The following is a 26,466-nucleotide window of genomic DNA, read 5'->3' as shown; positions in this document are numbered from 1 at the left end:
CCAGCTATGCTATGAAAGAATGTCCCAAGTGCAAATTCTGCTTTGAGGATGAGGTTTCGGTTTGTCCTCATGACGGCGCTACGCTGGCCCAATCGCTGCGCGGCAGTGTTTTGATTGATAACAAGTACCGACTTGAAAAATGTCTTGGGCGGGGCGGCATGGGAGCCGTTTATCGCGCCAAACACATTCACCTAGGGCGGACGGTGGCGGTCAAGACTTTGCTTCATGAGTACGCTACGTCTGACGCCACGGCGGTGAGTCGTTTCCAACGCGAAGCGCGTGCAGCGAGCGCCATTGAACATCCCAACGTTGTTCGGGCGCTGGACTTTGGGATCACGTCGGACGGCACGCGCTACATTGTGATGGAATATGTCGAAGGGCGGCCACTGAACGAGATCATCTTTCGGGAAGCCCCAATGGCCCCGACGCGCGTACTCAAAATTTTCAAACAGGCGCTGGCCGGCATTGCCGCCGCGCATGATTTGAAACTCGTTCACCGTGATCTCAAACCGGCGAACATCATGGTGTCCGAGCGGAGCGCAGGCGCAAACTTGGAGGATTTGGGCCTCATACTGACTGACGACATAGCCAACCCGACCGATGAGCCGGAGATGACGGTCAAGGTGCTCGACTTCGGGTTGGCGAAAATCCTCAACGATGAGATTTTGGGCGACGACAACACCGACCTGAAAACGGGCATCATGGGAACGCCCTTCTACATGTCGCCCGAACAGTGCTCCGCCAAGCCGGTGGATGCGCGCTCGGACATCTACAGCTTGGGCGTCATTCTCTACCAGATGCTTACCAAGGACGTACCGTTTCGCGGCGATTCTTTCGCGGCGATTGTCTCCGGACATCTAACACAGCCGCCGCCGAGCATTCGGGCGCGCAATCCTGACGTGTCGCCGGAGCTAGAAGCGGTCGTCATGCGCGCGCTGGCGAAGAATCCGGCCCACCGGCAATCCAGCGTCCGCGAGCTTCTGGCCGAGTTAGAAGCCGCCATTCTGAAAAAGCCGTCGGGGGACGCCGCCGCCCTGCTGCAGACGACGCCGACGTTGTTTATTACGAGCACGCCGGGCAACTGCAACGTTGAGGTGGATGGGGAGTTTCGCGGCAAAACCAATGCGCAGGGGAAGCTTGAGCTGCGCCTCCCGCCCGGCGAGTACCGCCTGCGCTTTACGGCTCCTGGCTGGAACGATCAAGCCCGCACGGTGGTTATGGGTCAGGAGGACCAGAGTTTGGATGTCAGACTGACGCACAAAACGGCTGTGCCGGTAGCGGCTGGGGTTTCAACACCGCTGCGTCCAGCGACGGGCAGTTTCTCGCCGGCAACCACCGCGCTTCCAGCCACCGGCGGCTTGCGTCCGGCGACAGGGCGTTTTCCGACGCCGCCGCCAGCGCCGCCGCCGGAAGTAGGACCGCGCGTCGCCGCCAATACTGGTTTCAACATCACGCTTGACATCCTACTAACAACAGTGGGCGTTCTAGCGGGTGTTGCCGCCCTGACGCTTTTACCAGCCGCCCCCCTCGCTCCCAAACAGGACCAGGCTCTGTGGACAATTGCGGCGAGTCTCCTCTTTGACAGTCCTTGGTGGTTCGTAGCCACAGGGATTCTTTCGACACTAGTCCTGCCCACCTGTCTGCTCTTGGCCGACTATGTCTATCCCTACCGGCCGGTACCGGTGCTGGTCACGATCTTCAATATTACCCGCATCGGATTTTTGGTTGTGATGGTCGGCGGGACCGTCGTCGCCGCGCTTGGCGCTTTGCTGAACCACTGGGAATGGCCTTCGACAGGTTGGCTCAGCCTCCGCTTTGTTTCGATTTTTGCTCTTGGAGCGCTTTACAGCCGCATTGCGGCGCGGCGGCGGGCGGTGGTGGTCTAGCTTAGCTCCAAACGTGTCGGCCTTCCAGCCTCTTGTCTCGTTTCCTAACAGCGCTCTCAGATCGGAAGCGCGTCACGATGCCTTGTTACCTTTTGTAACAGCCTATCCTGCCGACCGCCTTTGGCTTTCGGCGCGCAGTCCGGCGCTGAATGCCTAAACGATTGACGGCTCGGTTGTTGCCGAGTTGGTATGGCGCAGGACGGGCTGTGGCACAGGATTTGTTTCCAAGTAAAGTGGAAACGACGCCACCATGTGAGGTCAGTATGCCACAGCGTTTTCGCCGATTCGGTCACCCCGAACGAGGCTACTCCCTGATCGAGATCATTGTTGTTGCGGCGATCATCGGGATTCTCGCAGCGATTTCGGGCATCTTTGTCATCTCCTACCGCAGGATAATTGCAGCGGACACTGCCGCGAGTGACTTGGCGGCAGCGATTCGTGAAACCCGCGCCCGCGCGATGGCGCAACGCAACACCTACCAGATGATTCTTTTTCGTCGGGAGGGCGCGAACTCAGACGGCTACGTCGTCATACGCTATGTCAACACGGCCCGCAATGTAATGGCGAACGAGACGCCTTATGAAACGACGGCGACGGTGGTAAGCCGCACCGAGTTGCCACCGGACTATCGTTTTCGGCGCTTCGAAGAGACCGGTACCGGCGTCTTCACCCCGCCTGCCACGATTTTGGGTCTGCCGGAGCTGTCGTTTACTACCAACAACTTCTCTTTCTTGGAGGAACGTGGCGTTGACCTTGGCATGAGCGGTCAGAGTGCCATTTTGACCTTCAAAAGCGATGGCATGATCACCTCTACGCCGCCTAATGCCGACCCGACCTCAAATTTCAAGAATGTACCCTTCAACGGCGTCATCTTTCTTAGCAACACGTTGGGCGATGCGCGAGCCCGTAGCCTGCGCGCGCGTGCGCTGACGCTGTTTGGCCTGACCGGACGGGTCACGATGTGGAAAAACGCAGCGCGCGGCGCAAGCCAAGGCGTCTGGGTCAGCGGCAGTCGTGAAGCCACGTCGTAGCCAAGCCGCCCGCACACGTTTCTCAGGAGGCTTGTCAGCCATGCTCTCTCCCAAACGTTTCTTTGCCCTTGGACGTTTACGTCGTCGGGCAGCCGGTTTCTCATTGGTTGAACTCTTGGTCGTCGCCGGCATTCTTGCCATCGTCATGGCGGCCGTAATGGGGACGTTGACCTTGGCGCTACGCACCACTCGCGACAACTCTGCGCTGGTTGAAGCCAACAACAATGTGCGGGCTGTCGTGAACTTTATCAAGAATGACCTCGACAATGTGGGTGAGCTACCGCTGACGAGCGTCTTTTTCGCCACTCCAAACCCCAATCCGTTTCTTGGCGCCCCGGCCGTCTATGTCCGGGGCGGCTTTCTAGCCAGTCGCGGTTTTCCGATTGGTAACATTTCTGCTTTACTTCCTCCGGACCGCATCGGGAATATTAATCCACGACTCGATGTTGTGACCTCGCTTCCAGTACAGTGCGATGTTCTGTCGCCGATTCAAGCTTGGACGGCAGCGACCAACGGCGCTGCAGCAGTTGGCACATTTGCAGCCCCGAACATTATTGCCAACCAGGGTTACGTCCCAAACGACGATACACCAAATGACCCGAACGATGTGATCCCGGCCGCCACGCGCTATCCCAACCTGCGCATCTATCCCGGCGCGTGCGACCGAACCGAAGTTGGTACGGCTTACGGCAATGGCAGCCACCAGCTCATTACCCTGCAAGTTAATCCCGTCCCAGTGGCGCTGCGCGTCTCTGTGCCTGATCCCGCCAATCCCGGCGGCACAATCATCCAAAAACAAATTTTTCCCGTTGAAGCCACGTTTTCGGCAAAGACGAGATTTTCCGGCTCAGACCTCATTCTTGAGCCGGAAGAGTTTGGCGGTAACCTTAGGCCAGACCGTGTTGCGCCTAATGTCGTCACTACCAACCCCTTTGTTAACCCAGATGACCGGCTGCTGGCGCCACGCCTGCGTCCCTTTGTGGATACGTTGTTGCTGACCTATCAGTACAGCTACCAGTCGTTGGGCGGCGGAACAAACGCAGCCGTACTTTGCGTCTTAGGGCTGGTCACAGGAATTAGCGGTAACAACATTATACTAGCGGCCAACGACTTGGCGGGCATCAATCCCCAAAACTGGAGGTCAATCATTCAAGAGGGCGTGTCAGTGACGATTACACGCATGCGGCTGTCGCACTACTTCATTGGGTGGAACGGTGAAAACACGCCGCCAATTCTGTTTTGTCGGCAGGGTGGGCTGCTGGCGCCGCTTGCTTTTGACATCGAAAATTTCCGACTGCGCTTCATGGTGAGTGATGAGGAGCGGCTGCGGCGGCTAACCGGTCAAGATACCCCTACCCCTGTACGAGGCGTTATGTACTACACCAATGATATTGGCGGTCGCCTCCCAGTTAATCCTCCAAGTCCTCCAGCTCCGCCGAACTTACCTCCTGCGGATGATAATCCTTCAATCATTCCCCGGTCACCACTCACCACTAAAATGCAGGTTCGAATGGTAGAGATCACCGTGTACGGACGCACCAGTGAGCGCAATCCGGCACTGATTAGGGCAGATGCCGCCATTCCCGACGCCTTCAATCGCGGTTATTTCCACGTCAGCGAAAGAACCTCTATCGGACTGCGCAACCTTGTACCCCGGTAACCACAGAAGCTACCTAACCCTTGACTGGACTCTTGTTATGAGACCGAGATTGGCCATGAAGACACGATTTGCCAGTATGTTACGTTGGAAAGAACGCCGCCGGGAGCAGGGCGTGGCACTTGCCATCGCCATAGTGCTGCTGGGCGTGCTGCTTGTCTTTACGTCGGTTTCGGCGACGTTGATGACGACGGAAGCGCGCCAAACGGCGGCGGAGTATCAGAAAACCCGCACCTTCAACGCCGCCCTCGCCTACCTAGAAACGATCACGGCGAACATTAACCGGATTCTCTCACGATCGCCGAACATCACGGCGGCCGACTTAGGACCGACGGGGATTACAAGTAATCTCCCACCATTCGTCACTGAAGCGGGGCGGCCGCTCTACACCTTTACGGCGGACACGCCGTTCGTCCCACCGGGCGCTGCCTCACAAACGACCGTGACGGTCAACGACCCACCCTTCAACGGGATGACCGCGCTGCGCCGGCAGTTTGTGTTAGGAGCGTCGGCGAGGGCGAACGACACCAACGAAGAAGCGCGTCTCATCCGGCAGGTCAACTTCTACCAAATTCCGGCCTTCCAGTTTGCAGCCTTCGGCTTTGATTGTTTGCAGATTTCACCGGGTCCACACTTCTATCTGGGCGGTCGCACCCACGTCAACCGCCATCTCTACCTCGGTGCCAACAGCCGGGCGTGGTTTTTCGGTCCAGTTACGGTCGCCGGTGAAGTTGTGCGCCAGATCACGCCCAGCAACAAAACCCGCGATGACTATTCATTTGTGCTTGATCCCAGCCGTAGCCCCAGCGGCTCATCGGCGCAGCAACTTGCCGATAGCGTCACGCTGCCTATTACGTCCAGCTTGCCGGTGACAAAAGGGCCGGGCGGCTACTCTACTAACCCTGACGTTTATCGTGTCGCTCCGATCAACTGGCTCATCAACGACATCAACTTGCCGAATGGCTACGGTCCAGCAGCCCCGATTGTCGGTGCCGGCCCAAACAACAACGGCATTGGAACACCGTGGGGTGTAACCAATGGTCATTCACCCGGCAAACAGCGCATCGTGCCCTTGTTGCTGCCAACACAAACCAACGGCTTCAACGCGATTGAAATCCTTCGGCGCGCAAACCCGAATGAGAACCGCGAAGTGTTGCGTAACTCGCGGTTCTTCGAAGGACAAGTCTCGACTCGTGCGACAACCATTCGCATCCTGCTTGACGATGACCTTGACCACTTCCCACCCGAGATACCGGGCGGCACGCGCGCGTATGATCTTGAGGCGCTGTCCAACCCTAACACACCGCTGTTTCAACAATTTTGGATTCAGAACAACCCGAACGTTGTGGAGTTCAATCCCCTCGCTGGTAGCGACCATCCTGACCAACCGGCCAGTGTGCTGCCAGCCGGTAGCGGTGGTCAGCCGCGCAAATACAATCAGAATGATACGTTGACGGTAGCGACCGGTGCGCAACGGCGCGTCCTGCCACCGCAGACGAACTTGGTCAATCAGCAGGCGTACTTCCAAGCTACAGCCAATAACGCCGACGATCAGACGCGCCGCAAGCGGACCTACATCAAGATTGAGCTGCTGGTGAACAACAACCCCGGCGGAGACCCGAACGTTCGTCCGGCGCGCTATGACATCACCCCGCACATTCTTAACCTTGGTATTACATCAGGACCGATTCCGGTTTTGCGCGACCTGCCGGCGAACAACCTGCAAGCCGGCCAGCCAGAGCCGGAGACGACATATGCCGCTGTTTACGCCCTTAACGACGGCGGGAGCATCACGCGCCTTCAGGACCAAAATCCGAGCAACATTCCGCGCAACTTCTTGCCCTTCCTAACTGAAAGCAACTCACCCAGCTTCATTGGGCGATTCATGCACACCTTTGGAGGGCCGAACGAAGTGCCGCCGGTCGCCATCAGCAGTCCCGTCGGCCCGGTCAATCAGCGCATCACCTACTGGTACGAACCCAACACCATTTTGACACTCCAACGGACGATGCTGCCCTTCACGCCGCAGACCAACGTCAACATGACCAACGCCGATCCGCCGCAGACGGACGACCGCGGCCGGCCCGTCGATGCGACGGAAACGGCGTCGTTGCGTGGGCGATTGACGAACGCCGGCGATCCGTCCACAACCGGCTACCCGGCGCGCTTCAAGAGCCTGCTGGCCAAGCCCTACTTCCGCTTCACGGACGACTTTGACAACCGGAGCTATATCAAGGGTTCGTATGACGTTGGCCCCGACGGAACGCGCAACACGGCGGACGACATGTTCCTCATGCCGAACCCGATGAAGAGCGACATCCCGCGTGAGGAAATCTTCAACGGCGAAAACAGCAGCGGCGACAAGCGGCAGGAGCGTTTCATCCGGCGCGTGCGTGTACGAGCGGCTCGCCTAAGGCAGCCGTCGGCAGGAGCCACACCAATTCCAGACGGACACACTCCACTTAGGTTTTTACTTCCTGACCTGACAGTACCCGGTGACAACCCAAGCTATGACACTGGTATTGTCAACGGTGTGAGGTACCAGACAAGCTTCAACCAAATCATGCGTTCGCCTAACTTCTGGACGAACGATCCAGCCAGCCCGGCGCGCGTGCTGCGGGTGGAACGCCAGTTGGTGCGCCTCCTGCGGCACTTTGTCTTTCGCCCCGGCATCCCCGGCTTCTACGCCATGCGCCATGACAACCTAAATATTCTGGGCAATCCGGTGGCGCCCGGCGCGGGCGCCGGCAGCCTTGGCGATGGGCGACTGGACAACGATTTGGACTACCTCAACCAAGGTCCGGCGACGTATCCGGCTTCACCGGCGAACGCCTACATCACTGGACCTTACACGCCTACGTACAACGTTAACCTCAACACGACGACGCCCGACGCGCCGGCGAACGGCGCACCGCCGGTCGGCTATCCGGGGGCCGGACCGAACGGCGTCATTGACCTACAGGACATGACGCCGTTTGCCAACGTCAACGACCAACAACTGCTGGCCAAATGCCTTTTCAACCCGACCGGACTAACCACGGCGGAACAAGTACGGCTGTTCCCGCATCTGCTGCGTGCGGCACCGCAGTTTACGGTGAACTTCCTTCAGACGCTGCGGAGCGCGGAGCTTGGCACGCCGGGCCGCTCAACCGACCCGTCGCTGGGCAACATCACGGGCATCGGCGACTTTGCGACGGCCGGCATTCGTGGCGTACCGGAAGTGGCGCGCGAAAACCTGACCTTCGACTGGAACGGCGACGGCGTGATTGAGCCGCCGCACTACCCGTTCGAGAATCAGCGCGTTGACTTGAATGCGGCGCGGCAAATTCCAGCCAATGAAAACGGCGAGTGGTTCCCCGGCGACGGCGACACCGACGATGCCGGCGAACAGATGAGCGCCGTCCCACGGCTCGTAGGTGTTACCGATCCCGGCACGCAAGGCGTTCCCCGCATGGGCTACTCGCCGGAGAGCAACATCAATTCGCTACTGCCTTCGACGTTGCGCGTCTTGCACACGCCCCCACCGGCAAACAACATCAATCGTGTGGCGCGTCGCACGACCTCGATGCCGATTGAAATTATTTTCTGGGAGGCAGGGCCGTCCGAACCAGGCTTTGAAGCCCTTCCTGATCCCGAAGGCGGACTTAATACCGTACCGGGCGATCCAGTCGGCAACACCGCCGCCACTCTTCCCCCTTCAGCCGGTTTTACGGAATCCGGCGAGTTCCAAAACTGCTTCCGCATCAAAGTTCCATTCAACACGTTCCTTGGTAAAGCCGAGGCTCAAGTTGGCACGCCACCAACACTAACTCGTTACAACGTCCGCGAGGCGGTGGCGATTATCTTCCAGCATCCGCTGGCTTCGCGAGTCTATCCAACGGCAGTTGGTGTTGATACGACCGGCATTGGACCGGTTACGCCCGCCTTTGATGCCGGAGCGGCCAACAATCCGCCAACAATCATTGGCCCAGCGGCCGGCACGCAAAACCTTAACCTTGAAACCCAGATCGGTCGGCGTTTGGGCTTGAGCGATGCCAACTACGCCTTCCCGGGTCACGCCTACATCGCCTTCGCGCCAAACCCGACCAATCCGACGCTGCCGCCGGAAAGTAACGCGACGCTGATACCGCGAATACGCATCGAGATGGATCGCGCCTTCCCGATTAACGTTTATGACCAGCGCGAAGGGCGCCACGTCAACCGACGCTATGGTTTCCAAGGGATTCCCACGGCATCCGATTACTACAGCGGCGATATTGGCGGAGCTCCCAACCGTGTTGTCGCCGCAGTCTGGCCGGCCTGGCCCGGCACTGATCAACTGCCTGATGATCAGCGCCTTCTGGCAAACATGGCGTACCGGTTGCCGATGCCCAGCCCAATTTGTTATGAGCGGCGCGGGCTGATGAACCTCACCGACCTAAACGTGGGCAACCTCAAGCGGTTGTTCCGCGGCGACTTTGACGCCTACCTTGCCAATGTTGAGGCCGCCACTTCCGGTCTGACGGCCAATCCAGGCGGCGGCTTCACGTCGGGGCGTCCTGTACAATCAGGCGTGCCTGGAGCCAAGATAGACGTGTCGGACAACGGCTTCATCGTCTATTTCTCCGACCGGCGCGGTGATTTCAATAACGACGGCATCTATGATTTCAACGATGTCTATGGCGAAAACAATGTCCTCAACCCGCTGGACGACAGTTGTGAGACCGACCCGGGAATGGTGAGCGATCCGCAGCAAGGCGGCATTATGGTTTCATACGCCAACGTCGCCAACGGCCCTGGTCCTAAACCCGGTGACGGACGGCTGCGGCGGGATATCGCTTGTGAAACCCAGCCGCTCGACCCGCCAACGCTGACCAACCCAGCCCGTTGCGGCGAAGCGCCGCACGGAGCCGTACCTGTTAACGACGGCTATGAATACTTTGGAGCCTCGGCCAATCCTGCCGCCCCAACGGCTGGCACAGGCCATGGTGTGGTAGCACAGTCCACACGCTACACCTACACGCCTAACCCGGACGGCACGCGGAGTGTTTCCGCGACGTTCACCGGCTTGGCCTATCAAACCAGCGGACCGAATAACCCGTTCCCCAGCGAACTAACGGCAGCGGTCAACGGCGGCGCTGGGATGCGTGTCTGGCGGATTGTGGATTCTGCTAAGACCGGCCGCATCCGCGCCTTCCGGCGGGCGCTCCGCATCACCAACGCTATGGATATTCCGCGTCACTTCATTAATCGGCCGGCTGGCAACGGACGCGGCTACACGGGGTTGACAGTGGTGACGGAAAATCCGTCGTACCTCCACGGCAACATCAACGCGATCGGCGTCTTTGAGAACTTCCAAAATGAGGACACCTCGCTCAACAGCCGGATTCCGCGTGGCGGGCCGACGCCTTCGGAAAACTATTGCCAGACCGGCAACATCCACAGCGCGTCGCCGCCGCCGAACGATTGGTGCACCAACTCGCTTGAACCGAATGACCCGCTGTTGCACGGCTCGATGGGGATATACGCCGACGCCGTCTCGATTCACTCCAATGGGTGGTCGGATGCGCGGATGTTTATGACTGGTTTCAACTACCTGTATCGTCCACAGGCAAGCTTGCGCCGCATCGCCGTCCGTACAACCGTCAAGGCGGCGTGGCTGACCGGGGCGCCGCGCACTGGAGCAGGCAACAACAACCCCGGCAACCTCACTGGGCAGGTTCAAAATAGTAATGCTGACGCACCTGACCCAGAAAGCTCAATGAACTTCGACAACAACACCGATGGTGGCTTGCACAACTTCCCGCGTTTTGCCGAAGACTTCGGTGGTGACCTACACACCCGCAACTTCAACTACAACGGGTCGTTCATCTTCCAGTTCTTCAGCCATCAGGGGAACGGACCGTTCCTGATTGGCGGTGACGGCAACTACACGCCACCCAACCCACGCAACTGGAACTTTGACACGGCCTTCCTAGTGCCAACCGGTGTACCGGCCGGGACGCCCTTCTATTTCTTCTACAAGAACGGCAGTTACCGGCAGGTCTTCCTCGAAAACAACCCGAACTAGTGCGCACGCACGTCGGCTTTCTCTTAGGCGGAGTCGCCCTTCGGCGGCTCCGCTTTTTTACGCTCAAACTTTTTCTGGGTAGAAAGGCTTGCTCGCCTTAGTCAGACAAGAGGCTGCCTGCCGCTCCCGAAGCTGTCGTTACTGTGGTGCGTCAGAGATTCCCTGAGAGTCCACACGCAAGCGCTCGGTACGGCCAGCCCCTGGTCGGCTACGCAGCAGTTTGCGGCGTGTGACCCGCCAAACGTGCTAGCAAGCGCGCTAGAAACGCCTCATCACAACCACGACATTCAGCCGTTCGGCGGGCGGCTTGGTCGCAGGCTTCCTGCTCCGGGTGACCGGCATGGCCCGGCGTCCAAGTCCAAGTCACATGGTGCGGCGCGGCGGCGCGGTCTAATCGTTCCCAGAAGGCATGGTTGGCCTTGCGCCGAAAGCCGCCTGTCATCGTTTCCACGACGTAACGCGAATCCGTCACGACCTCCACTTGGCACGGACGAGTCAGCGCCTCCAACCCGATGCAGGCGGCGACGATCTCCGCCTGCTGGTTCGTCGCCGGTCCCAAGTATTCGACGACCAGCTTGCGTGTTGCGCCTTTCGCTCCAACGTATGTCAGCAGCGCCGCAGCCGCTGCCGCTGCTTCCTCACGACCGTTGCCAAGGCTTGATCCGTCGCACACAAGCCGCACCTGTGGAAGCTGCATTCTCGCCACCCTGTGACTTGTCGTTCACCACCGGGAACGGCAAGATACGCCGACAACGGGCATTCGGACAACACGTTCAAAACCGGCTTTATTATGACGATTTTAGTCACCGGCGGCGCGGGCTACATCGGCAGCGTCACCGTAGAGCAGCTTCGACGGGCGGGGCGGCCCGTCGCCGTTCTTGACAATCTTTCTCGCGGCCATCGGGCGGCCGTCCCACCGGATGTTCCGCTCTACGTCGGCGACATCGGCGACCGCGAGCTTGTCCGCCGCATCATCCGCGAGCAGGATGTGACGGCGTGCATCCACTTTGCGGCGCTGGCGCTTGTGCCGGAATCCGTCGCGCATCCAGCGCTGTATTACGACAACAATGTACGCCGCTGCCAAACGCTGTTGGATGCGCTACGGGAAGCCGGTGTGCGGCGGTTCATTTTCTCATCCACATGCGCGACCTACGGGCTGCCGCAGACGATACCGATGACTGAAAACCATCCGCAGCAGCCGATTACGCCCTATGGATGGTCGAAGCTCTTTGTCGAACGTATGCTCGCCGACTACGACCGAGCCTACGGGCTGCGGTTCGTCGCGCTGCGCTACTTCAACGCCGCCGGTGCGACGGACGACCACGGTGAAGACCACGAACCGGAAACCCATCTCATCCCGAATGTTCTGCGCGTCGCACAGGGCAAGGCGGAGGCTGTTGAGGTTTACGGCGACGACTACCCGACGCCGGACGGGACGGCTGTTCGGGATTACATTCACGTCGGCGATCTGGCGGCGGCGCATGTCGCCGCGCTAGACGCCTTGGCTGCGGGGCAACCGTCGGCCTTTCTCAATCTAGGGACGGGACATGGCTATTCCGTCCTCGAAGTGATTGCGACAGCCCGGCGCGTGACAGGGCATCCAATTCCGGTGCGGATAGGAGCGCGCCGACCAGGCGACCCGCCGCAACTCGTCGCCAACCCGCGCGCTGCACAGGATTATCTCGCCTGGCGGCCGACCCGCTCGGACCTAGAGCCAATCATCGCCTCTGCGTGGCGCTGGCACTGCCGTTATCCAAGCGGTTACCCCACGGCGGAAGCCGCCGCACGAGCCGTCAGCGAGCCATAGCCAGCAGCGTCGCCATGCGCCTGGCGATGGCGTCCGGCGTCACATAGAGCGCCGAAATCAAGGCCACGGCGTCGGCTCCAGCCGCCCGAACCGCCGCCATTTGATGTTCGTCAATCCCGCCGATGGCGACGAGCGGTTTGGTCGTGACGGCGCGCACGGCCCGGACGCCTGACAAACCGACCACCGGATCGGGGTTGTCCTTGGTGCGGGTTTCAAATACGGGGCCAATCGCCAGATAATCCACCGGCAGTTGGTCGGCCGCCATCGCCTGCGCAACGTTATGGGTAGAATAGCCGATGACGGCGAACGGACCGAGTATCTCCCGTGCGGCGACCGGATCAAGGTCGTCTTGCCCCAGATGGACACCGTCCGCACCAGCGGCTTTAGCGACATCTACGCGGTCATTGACAATGATCCGCACGCCGCGCGGCCGCGCCGCCGCCAGCGCCGCACATACAGCTTCGTAAAGCGTTTTAGCGTCCGCCTGTTTGTCACGAATCTGAATGAGCGTCGCGCCGCCCGCGATGAGGTCTTCCACCAGAGACGGCAGCGGACGCCCAAGCGTTGGCGAGGTAATTGGGTAGATGGGCGGCAATTGCAGCGACATCGGACAAAGTATGGTTTCCACAGGTTCAGGTGGCGGCGGGCGAGCGTTGTATCTCGCTTTTCATCCGGCTTTCAAGGTATGTTCGAGGCAGTAACCCTCGCAATCCAACACTCTGTACCGACATCGTTTTTCAATGCCTTCCGTGTCCACATCCGCAGCGCGCGCCAGCGACGCCGCCGACCACGCCGACGTCAAGCCCGTGAAAACCACGCCGTCACGCAAAACTAAAAAAACCGCTCCCGCCGACGGTACGCCGCAATCGCTTGCCGACGCCCAGCCGGTGTTTCCCTTCACCGCCATTTTGGGGCAGGAAGAAATGAAACGCGCCCTGCTCCTCAACGCCGTCAACCCGAACATTCGCGGCATTTTGGTGCTTGGCCATCGCGGCACGGCGAAATCCACCTCGATTCGCGCCCTAGCGGACGTACTGCCGCCCATCGAGTTTGTCGCCGAGTGTCCCTACCGTTGCCCGCCGGAGAAGCCGGCTGGGCTGTGCGACACCTGCCGCACCGCCAAGCCGCGCGCTAAGCTCCCGACGCTGGTTGGGCGCGTCCCAGTGGTTGATCTGCCGCTGGGCGCAACGGAAGACCGCCTGTGTGGGACGCTTGACATAGAACGCGCCCTGAGCCAAGGGCAAAAAGCCTTTGAGCCGGGGTTGCTGGCTAGAGCGAATCGAGGCTTTCTCTACATTGACGAAGTCAACCTGCTCGAAGACCACTTGGTGGACGTGCTGCTGGATTCGGCGGCGGGCGGCGTCAACATTGTCGAGCGGGAAGGCGTTTCAATCGCTCATCCAGCGAAGTTTACGCTCATTGGATCGGGCAACCCTGAAGAAGGCGAATTGCGCCCGCAACTGCTCGACCGTTTTGGGCTGATGGCCGAAATTCGCACAATCACAGACATTGACACTCGCGTTGAGATTGTCAAACGGCGGCTGGCTTTCGAGCGCGATCCGGTTGCCTTCCGCGCCGCCTACGAACCGGCTCAGCAGGCATTGCGCGCGCAGCTTATCGAGGCGCGCGACCGGCTTGACGCGGTTGAAGCGCCTGACGACATCCTACGCTTTATCGCCAAGCTGTGCGTCGCACTCGATGTGGACGGCCATCGAGGCGAGATTACGTTGCTCAATGCGGCGCTCGCCAACGCCGCGTTTGAAGGACGAATGCAGGTCACGCTTGATGATGTGCGCGCCGTGGCGACACTCTCCCTGCGTCATCGCCTGCGCAAAGACCCACTTGATCGGACAGACGGCGGCGAAAAAATTCGTTGGGCGCTTGAAAAACTTGAAAAAGAAGCCGGCTGAACCCACCAAACCATCACACTACGGGGAAGCCTTCCTATGGCGCTGATTGGTCAAACGGCCCGCGTGAGCGCCGCGCTCGCAGCGGGACTGATGCTGGGACTGGGGCTTGGTTCGACGGGGACGGCGGTGCTCGGGCAACGCAGTGAGGCAGCGCTGCGCGTCAACCCACAGGAACGGACGCTGGACGCCAACTTGTTCGTCCAAACATCGGCGGAGTACGTCGCCTGCTGCCTGCAAACCTACGCTTGGGCAAGCGAGCGCCTGCGGCAACGGCTGGCGACCGCGCCGCCTTCGGAACTGCCTCCGGCGGTGATTATGGATTTGGATGAGACCGTTCTGGACAACGCCGGCTTTCAGTCGTATCTCGACCGCGAAAGCAAAGTGTATGACCAGGCAGCTTGGGATCGCTGGGAACGTGACTTCTCGGCCGAAACGCGCCTTGTACCGGGCGCGAAAGGCTTTATTGAGGAAGCCGAACGGGCCGGTGTAACGGTGTTTTACATCTCGAATCGCACTATGGCGGAGCCGACCATTGCCGCGCTGCAGCGCAACGGACTGTCAGTTGAGCGCATCGGCGAGCGATTGTTGCTGCAAACTGATACATCGGACAAAACGGCGCGGCGTAGGGCGGTTGAGGAGAAGTACCGCGTGCTGCTCTACGTCGGTGATAATCTGCGGGATTTTTCAGAAATCTTTGTAACGCCCAAGCTCGCGCCGGAAGATGCAATCGCCGCACGGCGTACGGCGGTTGAACGCCAGGCCTATCGGTTCGGGACGGATTGGTTTCTGTTGCCCAATCCGGTGTACGGCGAGTGGAAGAAGCCGTTAGGCGATGAACCACGCCGCTTTTTGCGGCCGACGAAGATGAAATGAAACCAACGCGAGACGCAGCGTTGCGCTGATTGGGTGACGCAGGGCTCGTCTTTCGAGACGCCTGCCGAACCTTTACGTTTGGCCGACGGCCGCCGCAACGCTGCTGTCCACTGTGCGAGCGTCCGGTCCGCAGGATAAAAAGTCCCAGCTTTGCCCCAGGTTGCGACCGCTATGCCGCTCGCGCCTTACGCAGGACAAAGCCCGCACACCCGACTCGAAAAGCGGTGAAAGCGGTTATGACGTGGTGGTTTCCGTAAGCGTTAGTCCCTGTGCTGTAAGGTGAGCATCTAGGACCTCTCCCCCGTTTGCGGTAAGCGCAGCGCAAACCTCAGCGCGGCGACCCTCGGCGACAATAAACACCACGCAACCACCGCCGCCGGCACCACATACTTTGCCGGCTAGCGCCCCCGCTTCCTGTGCCACCGCCATCAACCGCTCGATGCACGGTGTAGAAACGCCCTCCGCCAGTTGGCGTCGGTGATTCCATTCCCACCGAAGGCAATCCGCGACAGCCGCGATGTCGCGTGCGCGCACCGCCGCGCACATCGCCTGCGCTAGATCGCGGATTCGCGCCAGTGCAGCTTGCGTCGCCGCGTCGCCGTCAATGTGGCGCTTGAAGATTTCCCAGTTGTTCGCTCCCGAAAAATGCGCCTGTCCGGTGTGGCAAACAACTGTATGGGCGTCGAGCGTCGGCAACCAGTCGGCGGCCAATGTTTCACAGTGTACACCGCCAACGCCGAGATGAATGGCGTTGATGCCGCCGTACATCGCCGGGTAGTAATCTTGGACACCAGCCGGTACGCGAATCACCTGTGTTTCAATATCGGGAGCGACAGCGAGTAAACGCTCCGGCGAATATCCGGCGTTGGTCAGTTGATTAAGCGACCCAGCCAGCGCGATGACCAGCGCCGACGAGCCACCCAACCCTGATCCGTGGGGCGCGGCGCAGTCGGTCACGACTTCTACCCCGCTGGGCGGCGCAAAGAAAGCAACCAGCCGCGCCAAAAGCTGGAGTGGCGTGTCAAACCGCAAGTCGGCGCATGACGGATACACCTCGCGTCGCCCAATGTCGCGCGATTCAAGAACAATCGTCGCATCGGCGCGCGTGCTGACCGTGCAGGTCGCCGGCAGGTCAAGCGCAACATTGACCGTCACCGCGCCGGGATGGAACAAATACAGCGGCGGCAGGTCGAGCGTCCCGCCAGCCAAATCAACGCGGGTTGGCACCGTCGCCGTAATCGTTCTTGTCATGAGGCAGCGGGCTTGGTCTTGACGTAGCGGAGACGTTCAACGGGCCGCCCACCCAGCAGGTGTTCATGCACGATCGCCGGAGCGTCTTCTACCGTGACGCGACTATACCAAACCTGTTCGGGATACACGACGACCATCGGGCCATTGCCGCACTGAGCCAGACAGCCTGATTTGTTGATGCGAATTGTCTCCAGCTTGCCGGCGGCTTTGACTTCATCCCGGAGCGCCTGCCAAATTGCCTCGCTACCTTGCGTTGGGCAGGTTTTGCCGGAAACGCACACAAACACATGCTTTTCAAAAATACTCATCGGGATTTCCTTTGCTTGCGTGAAGAGGTGCGTATGGGGCGCATCTTGGCGAAAAGTCCAGAGCTTGAAAAGCGGATTGTGCGCATTCGCCTGGTTGTTTCCATTTGGACTGTCTGTGTAAAGTAGCGCCGACGCCGCTTTGGGGCGCTACTCTCCCCTAGGTTGATTCAGGCACCGTTATGTCAAAACACCGTCTTCCCGACTCGCCGATGCGCGTTGTTCCACACACGCCGCCCGGCGGCCTCAACGGTCAAGAGCCGACTGCCGCCGCTAAGAAACCACGCCCTAAAGACGACATCAAGCCCCCAGAAAAGTACACCTCATTGCTCAAAGCGGGCGCTGGCGTAGGCATTGCGTTAGGCATCGCCACCGTAGGCAGTCTGCTGCTGTTTCGCCTCCTCAACCGCCTGAAGGTTGAGGGTTTGGAAAACATTCCTGACTCGCACGAGAACGTCCTCTACTGCCCAAACCATTCGTCGCTGCTGGACAACTTCGCGCTCGGCGTCGGCCTGTACATCCCACGCATGCTGTTCCGCCCGGAGTACATGCCCATCAACTTGGCCGACCGGAAAAACTTTTTCGGCGACCCCTCCTCGCGGCGATTCAAGGATCGGGTATTGCGCGTCTTGGGTGAGTATTTCTTCAAAAACCTACGCACCTTCCCAGTTGACCGGCGCGGCGTCGGCCTCGAACAAGTTGACCAGTGGGTGGAAATGCTCCGGCACAATATCGTGATTGTGTTTCCAGAAGGGACGCGCTCACGCACCGGCGAGATCGGCCGCGGCCGCGCTGGCGTCGGAAAACTCATTTACGATGCGCGCCCAACGGTCATCCCGGTTCGGTTGATCGGGACAGACGAAGTGCTCGGCGTTGGGAAACTGATTCCCAGCATTTTTCGTACGGTGCGCATCATCATCGGTAAACCGCTTGACTTGAGCGATCTGCTCAATCAACCGCTGCCGGAAGACGAACGGGCGCGGCATGACCTCTATCGCGCGATTTCCAGCCGGGTAGTGGACGCTATCCGCGCCCTGGGCAACGGTAAACCTCTCCCGATGGACAGCTCCCGGCAAACAGATGAAGCGTCCGAAAGCAAGTCGAACGACGCGGCGCAGCAGTCCGCCGAACAGCAAAGTGCGGATACTCTAAAGCAAATTTGAAAAAAATCAGGTTTGACCGCAGAGGGCGCAAAGGAACGCAGAGGTTAAGGGCATGGGAGCACACGGATAGCTGGAAAATGCTTACGAGGCTTGGCCTCGACCCCTCCGCCTTCCTTGCGTCCTCTACGGTCAGACCTCCTACCGCGCTGGGAAGGTCACTTTCATCCCAAGCGTTTTCACAAGGAACGCCCAGATGTCGGCGGCCTCCTCGATCAGCTTTGCCGTCGGTTTCCCGGCGCCGTGGCCGGCCTTGGTTTCAATCCGAATCAGCACCGGCGCATCGCCTTTGTGCGCCGCCTGCAACGCCGCTGCGAACTTGAAACTGTGCGCCGGCACCACGCGGTCGTCGTGGTCGGCTGTCGTTACTAGCGTCGCCGGATAGCGCGTCCCTGGCTTGAGGTTGTGCAGCGGCGAGTAGGCGTACAGCGCCTTGAACTCCTCCGGGTTCTGCGGCGAGCCGTAATCCGACTCCCACGCCCAGCCAATCGTGAACTTGTTGAAGCGGAGCATATCCATCACGCCCACCGCCGGCAGCGCCGCACCGAACAGTTCCGGGCGCTGCGTCATGCATGCCCCAACAAGCAACCCGCCGTTGCTCCCACCTTGAATGGCCAGCTTGGCCGGCACGGTGTACTTCTCTTTGATGAGCCACTCGGCCGCCGCGATGAAGTCGTCGAACACATTTTGTTTGTTGAGCTTCGTGCCGGCTTGATGCCACGCTTCGCCGTACTCGCCACCGCCGCGCAAGTTGGGAATCGCCAGCACGCCGCCCATCTCCAACCACGCGATCCGCGCCGGTGAAAACGCCGGCGTGAGTGAAATGTTGAAGCCGCCGTAGCCATAGAGCAGCGTCGGGTTCTTGCCGTCCCGCCTGAGACCCTTACGGTGCGTGATAAACATCGGGATGCGCGTCCCGTCCTTGCTCGTGTAGAAAACCTGCTTGGTTTCGTAATCCGCCGGGTTGAATGTCACCTTGGGCTGCTTGATTAGCGTGCTTTTGCCGGTTTCCAGATCGTACCGGTAGATGCTCGTCGGCTGCGTAAAGCTCGTGAAGGCATAGAACGTTTCGGTATCCGTCGGCTTGCCGCTAAATCCGGTCGCCGTACCAATACCGGGCAAACTCACTTCGCGGATGAACGCGCCGTCTGTCGCAAACACCTTGACCTGGGTTTTGGCGTCAGCCAGATAGAGCGCGATAAACCGTCCGCCGACGTAGTGCACGCTTTCGAGCGTGTCCACCGTCTGCGGAATAATTTCGCGCCAGTTCGCCGGTTCAGGGCGCGTCGCGTCAACAGCAATGAGGCGGCCGCGCGGCGCTTCCCAGTCGGTACGGAAATAGAACGTCGTTCCGTCGTTGCCGACCGGTGTAAAGTCGGCGATGAAATCGGCGATTAGCTCGACGACCGGCGCGTCCGGCTGCGTCAAGTCCTTGTAGAAAAACAGATTCTTTGGGCTCGTACCCATTGTGACGACGATGCCGAGGTAGCGCCCATCGTCCGTCACATAACCGCTGAACCCCCATTCCTTGTGATCCTTGCGCTCATAAACCAGCCGGTCTTCGGACTGGGGTGTGCCGACGCGATGGTAGTAAAGCTTCTGGAAGTAGTTTGTGGATTGCAGCAGGTTGCCCTCTTTCGGCTCGTCATACCGGCTGTAGAAGAACCCTTTTGAGTCCTTTGTCCATGATGCGCCGGAGAACTTAATCCACTGAAGACGGTCGGGTAGGTCTTCGCCAGTTTCAATGTTGCGGACGCGCCACTCATTCCAGTCCGAGCCGGCCGTAGCCAGTCCGTAGGCAAGTAGCTTACCGTCGTCGCTGACGGCGTAGCTCGTCAGCGCCACCGTGCCGTCCGCCGACAGCTTGTTGGGGTCGAGCAGAACACGGGCCTGCGGGTCGTCGGGCGCATCGCCGACATAGAGTACGCTTTGGTTTTGCAGCCCGTCGTTGCGTGTGAAGAAGTACTTGCCGCCCTCACGGAAAGGCACACCGAACTTTTCGTAGTTCCACAGCTGAGTCAACCGTTCGCGGATGCGCGCACGTTCGGGAATGCTTTCCAGAAAGGCGAAGGTAACTTTGTTTTGCGCCTCAATCCATGCCTTCGTGTCTGGGGCGTCAGCGTCTTCAAGCCAGCGGTACGGATCGGCGACCTTAACGCCGTGGTAGTCGTCCACTTGGTCAACCTTTTTCGACGGCGGATAGGTGATAGGTGATTTCGAGGCTTTCATCCTGTCAGAAAAACTTTGGGCGAACAGCGTTGGCGGAGCAGCCAACATCAACAGCGCCACACCAGCCGTCAGTGAGCGTCGCCACGCTCGTCGCTTGAACATTGCACAGTTCCTCGTGTGGTATGGAATTGCGCCCGCCGACGTTTATCCCCGGCGGCTTATTCTGCTGGTAACCATGACACGCCGCGCAGTAAAGGCCTAGGCACTTGGGTATCTAACCGCGATAACGAATTGCTCGCCGACCTTCGACCCCGGTTCGACTCACAGCCCAGACGGCGACGGCGCGCGCCGCCTCCGGTAGCGTCACCCGGCGCTGCGCCGCTGGTTGCACTTGCAGCTCCCATGCTTCACCAGTCTGAATGGCGATACACCAGCACGCTGTGCGTTCCGGGGTATCCGTACGCCAGACGGCGACGGGACGCCCCACCATCGGGTCTATGAGCACCTCCAGAGCCGGCGCCGGCGGTGGCGTTGCGTCCAACCACGGTGAAGCCGGCACGAGCGCTGGGACGGCGTACACTTCGTGCCGGAGCAAATCCGCCAAACCGCCTCGGTTGCGCCGGAAGACCCGGAAACTGAAGTGAATATTGCCGCCTTGCCGATTGAGGCGACGCGCCACTCTGACCTGCGCCGCGATTTCGCTTGCAGGAACAGCGCGCGGCGTCCCGTCAGCTACCTTGAAGGCGGCGCTGCCGGGCCAGACGTGGCGGCTGCGCCGGTTCTGCGCCAACCACCACTCAAGCAAACGTAGGTAGCTTTGCTGTTCGCGTTCAATCGGCCAGTATAGCTGTGGCGCGAGATAATCCACTAATCCTTCCGCCAGCCAGCGCCGGGAGTCGGAACACAGTTCCATGTAGGAGTTAAGGCCCTGAATACCCGGCGGGTGATTTGGCTGCCAGATGCCAAACGGACTAATTCCAAACTTGACGTGCGGCTTGAGCCGGCGTATCCCGTCAGCAACTTGCTCAAGAAAGACGTTGATATTGTGCCGGCGCCAGTCGTCGCGCGTCCGCCATCCCCTCCCCTGCCCGTACCGCGCCCAACTGTCGTCATCGGGAAAGGGGATCACATACCCCGACACGAGACGTTCCTTGTAGGGGTAGAAGTAGTCGTCGAAGTGCACAGCATCAATGTCGTAACGCTCCACGACATCGAGAATGACACGGAGCGAGTGGGCGCGCGCTTCCGGCTCGCCGGGGTCAAGCCAGTGATAGCGTCCGTAGGGTTTGGCTAAGTCCGGCCGGCGGCGCGCAATGTGCTGTGGGTCAACGCCGCCCTGCCGCGCCCGATGCAGCGCCCGAAAGGGATTGAACCAAGCGTGCAGCTCTAGTCCGCGCGCGTGCGCCGCTTCTACAGCGAACGCCAGCGGATCGTAGAACGGCGTCGGCGTCCGCCCCATCACGCCGCACAAATACTCCGACCAAGGTTCGTACGGACTGGCGTAGAGCGCGTCGCACATTGGTCGGATTTGAAAAATTACCGCGTTGAAACCAAGCGCCTGCGCCAAATCAAAAATCGCCGTCAGTTCGGCCTGTTGCTGTTCCGGGCTGAGGTTGCGCGCCGAAGGAAAGTCAATGTTCTCGACGGTCGCCACCCAGACGCCGCGAAACTCGCGCGGCAAGCGTGGGATGTCGGCGATGAGTTCTTCGGCGGCGACTACCCATCCGGCGTCTTGAACCGGACGACCAAAAACGCCGGACGCCGGTTGAAGCAGACCCCAGCCAACGCCGAGCAGCAGGTTTTTGAGGAACTCACCGCGTGTCATGCCCCGCCGACCACACGTACCAAAACTTGCCCCGGTCAGAAGCGAACCATTCAGAAATGAACGATGAAGTTGTCGCCAATCCGTTGTCCGCGCCCTTCACCGGACTGACGCACCGGCGACGCCTCTTGCATCAGATCGGCGCGGACAACCGCCGCCCGCGAGAGCGTCGTCCCGTCGGGAATGGTCACGCCGTCGCCGACGATGACCTCCCGCAGCCGCACTTTAGCGCCGATTGTGACACGGTTCCAGAGGATCGTACGTGCCACGTCGGCGTCGGCGGCGATGCGACAGCCCACGCCCTGAACAACGGCTTGTTCCTGCCCCGCTAGACGACAGGAAAAGTCAAGGTATCGCTCTAGCGTACTAAATTCGTACCAAGCCTCGTCCGGTGCGGCAATGTGCGCCGTAATGCGGCGGCCGTCGGCAATAGCGCGCGGGTACACGTCGGTTGTCGTATGCGAGAAGACACCCGGCGGGATGTAATCGAAAATGTCCGGTTCGAGAAGTTGGATGCCGGTGAAAAACAGCGGCGGCGGCTCATCCGGCGCGGCTTCAACGGTCGGGGCAGGGCCGAAGCCGCGAATGGCTCCGGCGTCATCTACGTCAACGACGCTGAATCGCTCGCGCCGAACATTTGGCTTGAGGATCAGCGTCGCCAGAGCGCACGTTTTCCGGTGGGTTGCCAGCGCCGCCCGCAAATCAATCGTCGTGACGAGCTTGCCGTTCATCACGATGAACGTCTCAGTCGGGTTGAGCAGCAATTTGGCGTGATCAAGCGCCCCACCAGTACCTAGGATGGCATCATGTTCGTAACTGTAGGCAATCCGACAACCGAACGCTGACCCATCGCCAAGCGCTGCGACAATCGCCTCGCCCCGGTAATGCAGGTTGACGACCAGTTCACGACAGCCAAAACGCGCCAGATAGGCGGCGCCGTACGTGATGAGCGGTCGTCCTAGCACTGGCAACGCCGGCTTGGGGCGATCCAGCGTGAGCGGAAAAAGCCGCGTCCCAAATCCGGCAGCCAAGAGCATGGCTTTCATAAACACTAGAGCAGTTTCCACGTGAGTGGAGCGGCCACTCCAGCGTGAAACACGTCAACAGTTTTGGAGTGCGACGGAACACCACCGCACTTCAAACGGTGAGCTGATCCGCTGCGTTTTCTTGGAAAGTGCACTTTGGCGCTCTCCGGCCTTGTCCAAGCTCTAGCCCTTGGTTCTACGAGCTGAACAGAGGCCAAAATGAAATCCGGGCAAGCGCGTTCAAGTCGAATCAACTCTGCCCGCTGCCGACATACAAATCAGTCACAGCCGATTATCGCTTGAACAGCTTACTGATAAGTTCTCCAACATCCTGTTGCAGAATGCTCTTCTTGGGTTCGTCCGGCTTGGCGGGCTTTGTCGGGGAAGCCTTTGACTTATCAGCTGGCTTTGGCGGCGCAGCAGCGCTGGTGGACGCCGGTTTGAGCGCTAGCATCTGCTTGGCTATGGCGTTGTCCGGCTGAATCGCCAACACCGCTTCAAACTGCTTGCGCGCCGATTTTTCCATCCCTGCCTGATGGTACATGTGACCCAGCGCTAGCCGCGCATCCACGTAGTTTTCGTCCAGCTTCAGAATCGCCAACAGTTGTTCTTCGGCTTCCTTCCGCAACTTGGGATTTTGCATACACAGTGACGCCAAGCGCGAACGGTAACGAATGACATCCGGGGCCAACCGGACCGCCTCCCGCAAGTAGGTCATCGCCGTGATGAAGTCCTTCCGCTCAATAGCCGCGCAGGCAAACTCATAGCTTCGCGCCGCCGCCTCAGCCGCCGCTTCAGCCGGTGCGGCAATTGAACCGGTGGTGCTACTGCCCGTCGGCATCCCCTGTGTATTAGTCCCTGTTACGCTCCCAAGGGGCTGCGTGGCGGACGGCGACGCTATGCGTCCCGTCGTTCCGCCGGGCGGCGCTGCAACACTTGGCGGGGTTGGTATCCGCCCTGTTGCGTCGGGGGCGGCGGCAGGCGGTGTGGTGTGGACTTGTTCAGTGAACGGTGCGGCAGGTGACACAGAAGGCGGCGTCGGCGTCCTGCTCGGCGCGGTCACAGAAGCGACTTTGGCTTCGGTGCGTTCGGTACTCTCTGGCGTCAACCCAATGAACTCGTCATACCGCCGGCGCACGTCCGGGTCACGCAGCTTCTCATACGCCTCGGTGAGGCGGGCGAAAATCCACTCGGCGTTGTCTAGTACATCCGGAGCGCCCAGCGTTCGATACCGGTCGGGGTGGTACTTCTTCGCCAGCTGGTAGTACGAGCGTTTGATGTCGGCGTCGCTTGCCGTTGGCGCTAGGTTCAGAATGTCGTAGTACGTGGTCGTCTTGAGCGACAGAAACTCGCGCAGCATCTGAAGCTCGAAGCGAGCTTCATCGGGATTGACGGCCTCCGGTTCGGGCGAACCAACTGGCGTGGAGGGCGTTGCCGACGACGGAGGAGCCGCCGACGATGCGACTGAAGCCGCAACCGGCGCAGCCGGTTGTGGATTGGCCATGGTCGGACGTGGATGCTCAGCCGTTAGGATACCAGCGCAGACCAACCCGTACACCACGCGCAAAATCGTCATCTCTGGTACGCCGCTGACCAACACCAGTTCATCAATCGTCATTCGCCCTGTAATCCGTGACAGAACAAAGCCCTCCGTACCATCAAGCGTCGCTCGTTGTAGTTGCGTCGCGGCGTCCGGAGAAAGCTCGATGTGCTGGGTCGTTGGCCCTAACGAGCGCCGGATGGCGTCCTCATTCGTCATGCGCCGTACGCCCATCAGGATGATGTTCGGTGTCAGTAGGTCAAGTTTGACATCGTGGGCGGCGCGTGTGCCTTCCTCAAACGAGAATTCGCCGCTCGTCCATTCGAAAGCGGCCAAAATGATGTCTGTCAAATGCTGGCGGGCGTAAGTTTCGACTTTCTCGCGCGGCATGACGCCCATTTCGACAAGCACCTGACCAAAACGCTGTTTGGCGTTCGGCCGTTGCACGGCGGCGTCGTACTGCTCACGGGTAATAAGGTCACGCGCCAGCAAAAAGTCGCCCAACCGTTCGTGAGGCAGGTTTGAAAGGGCAAACACCAAGTTGCCCTGCTCGACAAACACGGCGCGCAGCTCACGGTTGCGCGTCATCCGCAACAGACCCGTACGCCGGGACAAATGCAGGTCACGAATAATGTCGGCGAAGTTGAGGAGCGAAAGCGTACCGTTCATCAAACTAGGGTCGGGGTTGTGAACTGTCGGTGATCGAAGCAGGCTATAAAAGACAGCTTCGATTGTGCTTCGCTTTCGACAGGCGCACAAGCCAAATGAGCTAAAAATCCTTATCGAAGGATCGCCTCCCACCGGGACGAGGCTAATCGGCGGAGACGACTTCCATGGCGCATCCAACCTCCCCCGCCGGCGCGCCACCTAAGAAATCCTCACTGAGACCGGAGCGTGCTATGGTTGACCTTAGCCGTACCGGGCGGCCCAACAACTAAATCAGGGATGCTTGACCGAAGAGGTGCTCAATGCGTCAGCGTTTGTCCCGTTTCTGCGCCTTGCTTTGTGTTCTGAGCGGCTTTGTCGCCTTCCAGTTCACTGGTGTCACTGCCCAGACGCCGCCACAACCGGCAACCTCCGCCGCCGGCGAAGACGAATACACCCTCGACGTGGTCAATGTCTCGCTGCCGGTTACAGTTCTGGATCGGGAGGGACGATTCATCCCCAATCTTGGACAAAACGACTTTGAAGTTTTTGAAAACAAACGTCGCCAACCCATTATTGCCTTCCAGCGCCGTGACGGACTGGCACTCAATGTCGCCATCTTGATGGATACCAGCACTAGCGTTCGCTACCGGCTGGCGTTTGAACGTGAGGCAATTACGGAGTTCCTAAGTAAGCTGCTTGACAACCGCCGCGACCAAGCTTCGTTTGTGACGTTTGATGACGAACCCCGCATTCGCGCCGGTTTCACCAACGATTTCCAGCAGTTGGCGCGTGTCGTCAACAGCGTGACAACCGCCAACGGTCGTACTGCGCTCTATGACGCCGTTAAGAAAGTCTGCTTGGAGCAAATGCCGTCGGCAAGCACCCGGCGGCGTGCGATTCTCTTGGTGACGGACGGCGGCGACACAGCTAGTGAGACGACCTTGGACGAGGCCATCGCCATTGCGCAACGTACGGAAGTCACCATCTACGCCATCAGCACCAAAGGCGGCGGCGTGTTTCGTGTCGAGGGCAACCCGTATTTCAACCTGGACGACCGCAAGCTCAAGCGTCTCTGTAAGGAAACCGGCGGTGATGTCTTTTTTCCAAGCGATTCAAAGCAAACCAAGCGTGCGTTTGATCTGGCCAAGGAGTATCTTCGCAACCAGTACTTTCTTGTCTATGAACCCCGCGACGGTCGAACCGGTAAGCACTTCCGAGAAATTGAAGTTCGAGTGCCCAAATACCGTGACGCCCGCGTTCTCACGCGACGAGGTTATTTCCCAGCCGGGCCGGCTGCCGACGCCAACTAATTTCCGGCGTTTAGAAAGCTTCC

At 59.8% G+C, this 26,466-nt stretch carries 17 protein-coding genes; 9 read left to right on the top strand and 8 right to left on the bottom strand.

What is annotated here, in order from left to right; translation table 11 throughout:
• Positions 1 to 11 precede the first annotated feature (11 nt).
• The 4 genes from NZ585_07165 (at position 12) to NZ585_07150 (ending at position 10,623) form a co-directional block, all read left to right on the top strand.
• Positions 12 to 1,886, top strand: a complete 1,875-nt coding sequence (locus NZ585_07165; GenBank protein MCS7079815.1) for a protein kinase — start codon at positions 12 to 14, stop codon at positions 1,884 to 1,886.
• A gap of 263 nt (positions 1,887 to 2,149) precedes the next feature.
• Positions 2,150 to 2,917: a prepilin-type N-terminal cleavage/methylation domain-containing protein gene (locus NZ585_07160; protein MCS7079814.1), complete on the top strand. Its 768-nt coding sequence runs from the start codon at positions 2,150 to 2,152 to the stop codon at positions 2,915 to 2,917.
• A gap of 40 nt (positions 2,918 to 2,957) precedes the next feature.
• A complete protein-coding gene (locus NZ585_07155; GenBank protein MCS7079813.1) occupies positions 2,958 to 4,577 on the top strand; it encodes a type II secretion system GspH family protein in 1,620 nt (539 codons plus the stop codon).
• Between the two features lie 76 nt (positions 4,578 to 4,653).
• On the top strand, positions 4,654 to 10,623 hold the full coding sequence (locus NZ585_07150; GenBank protein ID MCS7079812.1) for a hypothetical protein: 5,970 nt from the start codon (positions 4,654 to 4,656) through the stop codon (positions 10,621 to 10,623).
• A 208-nt stretch (positions 10,624 to 10,831) separates the two neighbouring features.
• On the opposite strand, the gene NZ585_07145 is transcribed toward NZ585_07150, so the two are convergent.
• Positions 10,832 to 11,320, bottom strand: coding sequence for a ribonuclease HI (locus tag NZ585_07145; GenBank protein ID MCS7079811.1), 489 nt, complete (start codon positions 11,318 to 11,320; stop codon positions 10,832 to 10,834).
• A 93-nt stretch (positions 11,321 to 11,413) separates the two neighbouring features.
• Between NZ585_07145 and galE the strand changes: the two genes are divergently transcribed.
• A complete protein-coding gene (gene galE, locus NZ585_07140; protein ID MCS7079810.1) occupies positions 11,414 to 12,430 on the top strand; it encodes a UDP-glucose 4-epimerase GalE in 1,017 nt (338 codons plus the stop codon).
• Here galE and thiE read toward each other — a convergent pair.
• Entirely contained in the window at positions 12,417 to 13,058 is a 642-nt protein-coding gene (thiE, locus tag NZ585_07135) for a thiamine phosphate synthase (GenBank protein MCS7079809.1), read from the bottom strand. The genes galE and thiE overlap by 14 nt on opposite strands.
• A 112-nt stretch (positions 13,059 to 13,170) precedes the next feature.
• On the opposite strand from thiE, the gene bchI reads away from it, so the two are divergent.
• Together bchI and NZ585_07125 are read left to right on the top strand one after the other, a co-directional pair.
• Complete coding sequence (gene bchI / locus NZ585_07130; GenBank protein ID MCS7079808.1) at positions 13,171 to 14,340, top strand: magnesium chelatase ATPase subunit I; 1,170 nt, start codon at positions 13,171 to 13,173, stop codon at positions 14,338 to 14,340.
• 36 nt (positions 14,341 to 14,376) lie between these two features.
• Positions 14,377 to 15,213: a hypothetical protein gene (locus NZ585_07125; protein ID MCS7079807.1), complete on the top strand. Its 837-nt coding sequence runs from the start codon at positions 14,377 to 14,379 to the stop codon at positions 15,211 to 15,213.
• A gap of 234 nt (positions 15,214 to 15,447) precedes the next feature.
• Here the strand turns inward: NZ585_07125 and NZ585_07120 are convergent, their stop codons facing one another.
• Both NZ585_07120 and NZ585_07115 read right to left on the bottom strand, forming a co-directional pair.
• Positions 15,448 to 16,464 (bottom strand): GHMP kinase, encoded by a 1,017-nt coding sequence (locus NZ585_07120; protein MCS7079806.1) that lies wholly within the window; start codon positions 16,462 to 16,464, stop codon positions 15,448 to 15,450.
• Complete coding sequence (locus NZ585_07115; GenBank protein ID MCS7079805.1) at positions 16,461 to 16,772, bottom strand: ferredoxin; 312 nt, start codon at positions 16,770 to 16,772, stop codon at positions 16,461 to 16,463. The genes NZ585_07120 and NZ585_07115 overlap by 4 nt, the downstream gene beginning before the upstream one ends.
• 179 nt (positions 16,773 to 16,951) lie before the next feature.
• Here NZ585_07115 and NZ585_07110 point away from each other — a divergent pair, with 179 nt between their 5' ends.
• Positions 16,952 to 17,932, top strand: a complete 981-nt coding sequence (locus NZ585_07110) for a 1-acyl-sn-glycerol-3-phosphate acyltransferase (GenBank protein MCS7079804.1) — start codon at positions 16,952 to 16,954, stop codon at positions 17,930 to 17,932.
• A gap of 138 nt (positions 17,933 to 18,070) precedes the next feature.
• Here NZ585_07110 and NZ585_07105 read toward each other — a convergent pair whose 3' ends face one another.
• The 4 genes from NZ585_07105 to NZ585_07090 all read right to left on the bottom strand — a co-directional run bounded on the left by NZ585_07105 (position 18,071) and on the right by NZ585_07090 (position 25,154).
• Complete coding sequence (locus NZ585_07105; GenBank protein ID MCS7079803.1) at positions 18,071 to 20,158, bottom strand: prolyl oligopeptidase family serine peptidase; 2,088 nt, start codon at positions 20,156 to 20,158, stop codon at positions 18,071 to 18,073.
• Positions 20,159 to 20,372: 214 nt separating this feature from the next.
• A complete protein-coding gene (locus NZ585_07100; protein MCS7079802.1) occupies positions 20,373 to 21,923 on the bottom strand; it encodes a family 10 glycosylhydrolase in 1,551 nt (516 codons plus the stop codon).
• 50 nt (positions 21,924 to 21,973) lie between these two features.
• A complete protein-coding gene (locus NZ585_07095) occupies positions 21,974 to 22,966 on the bottom strand; it encodes an NDP-sugar synthase (GenBank protein MCS7079801.1) in 993 nt (330 codons plus the stop codon).
• A 271-nt stretch (positions 22,967 to 23,237) separates the two neighbouring features.
• Positions 23,238 to 25,154 (bottom strand): DnaJ domain-containing protein, encoded by a 1,917-nt coding sequence (locus NZ585_07090; GenBank protein ID MCS7079800.1) that lies wholly within the window; start codon positions 25,152 to 25,154, stop codon positions 23,238 to 23,240.
• A gap of 299 nt (positions 25,155 to 25,453) precedes the next feature.
• On the opposite strand from NZ585_07090, the gene NZ585_07085 reads away from it, so the two are divergent.
• Positions 25,454 to 26,443 (top strand): VWA domain-containing protein, encoded by a 990-nt coding sequence (locus NZ585_07085; GenBank protein MCS7079799.1) that lies wholly within the window; start codon positions 25,454 to 25,456, stop codon positions 26,441 to 26,443.
• The last annotated feature ends 23 nt before the right edge of the window (positions 26,444 to 26,466 follow it).

Origin of the sequence: Chloracidobacterium sp. (assembly GCA_025057975.1) — a bacterium.
Lineage (GTDB): Bacteria > Acidobacteriota > Blastocatellia > Chloracidobacteriales > Chloracidobacteriaceae > Chloracidobacterium.
Note: the sequence above shows the minus strand (reverse complement) of the source record. Positions and strands in the feature narration are given on the sequence as shown.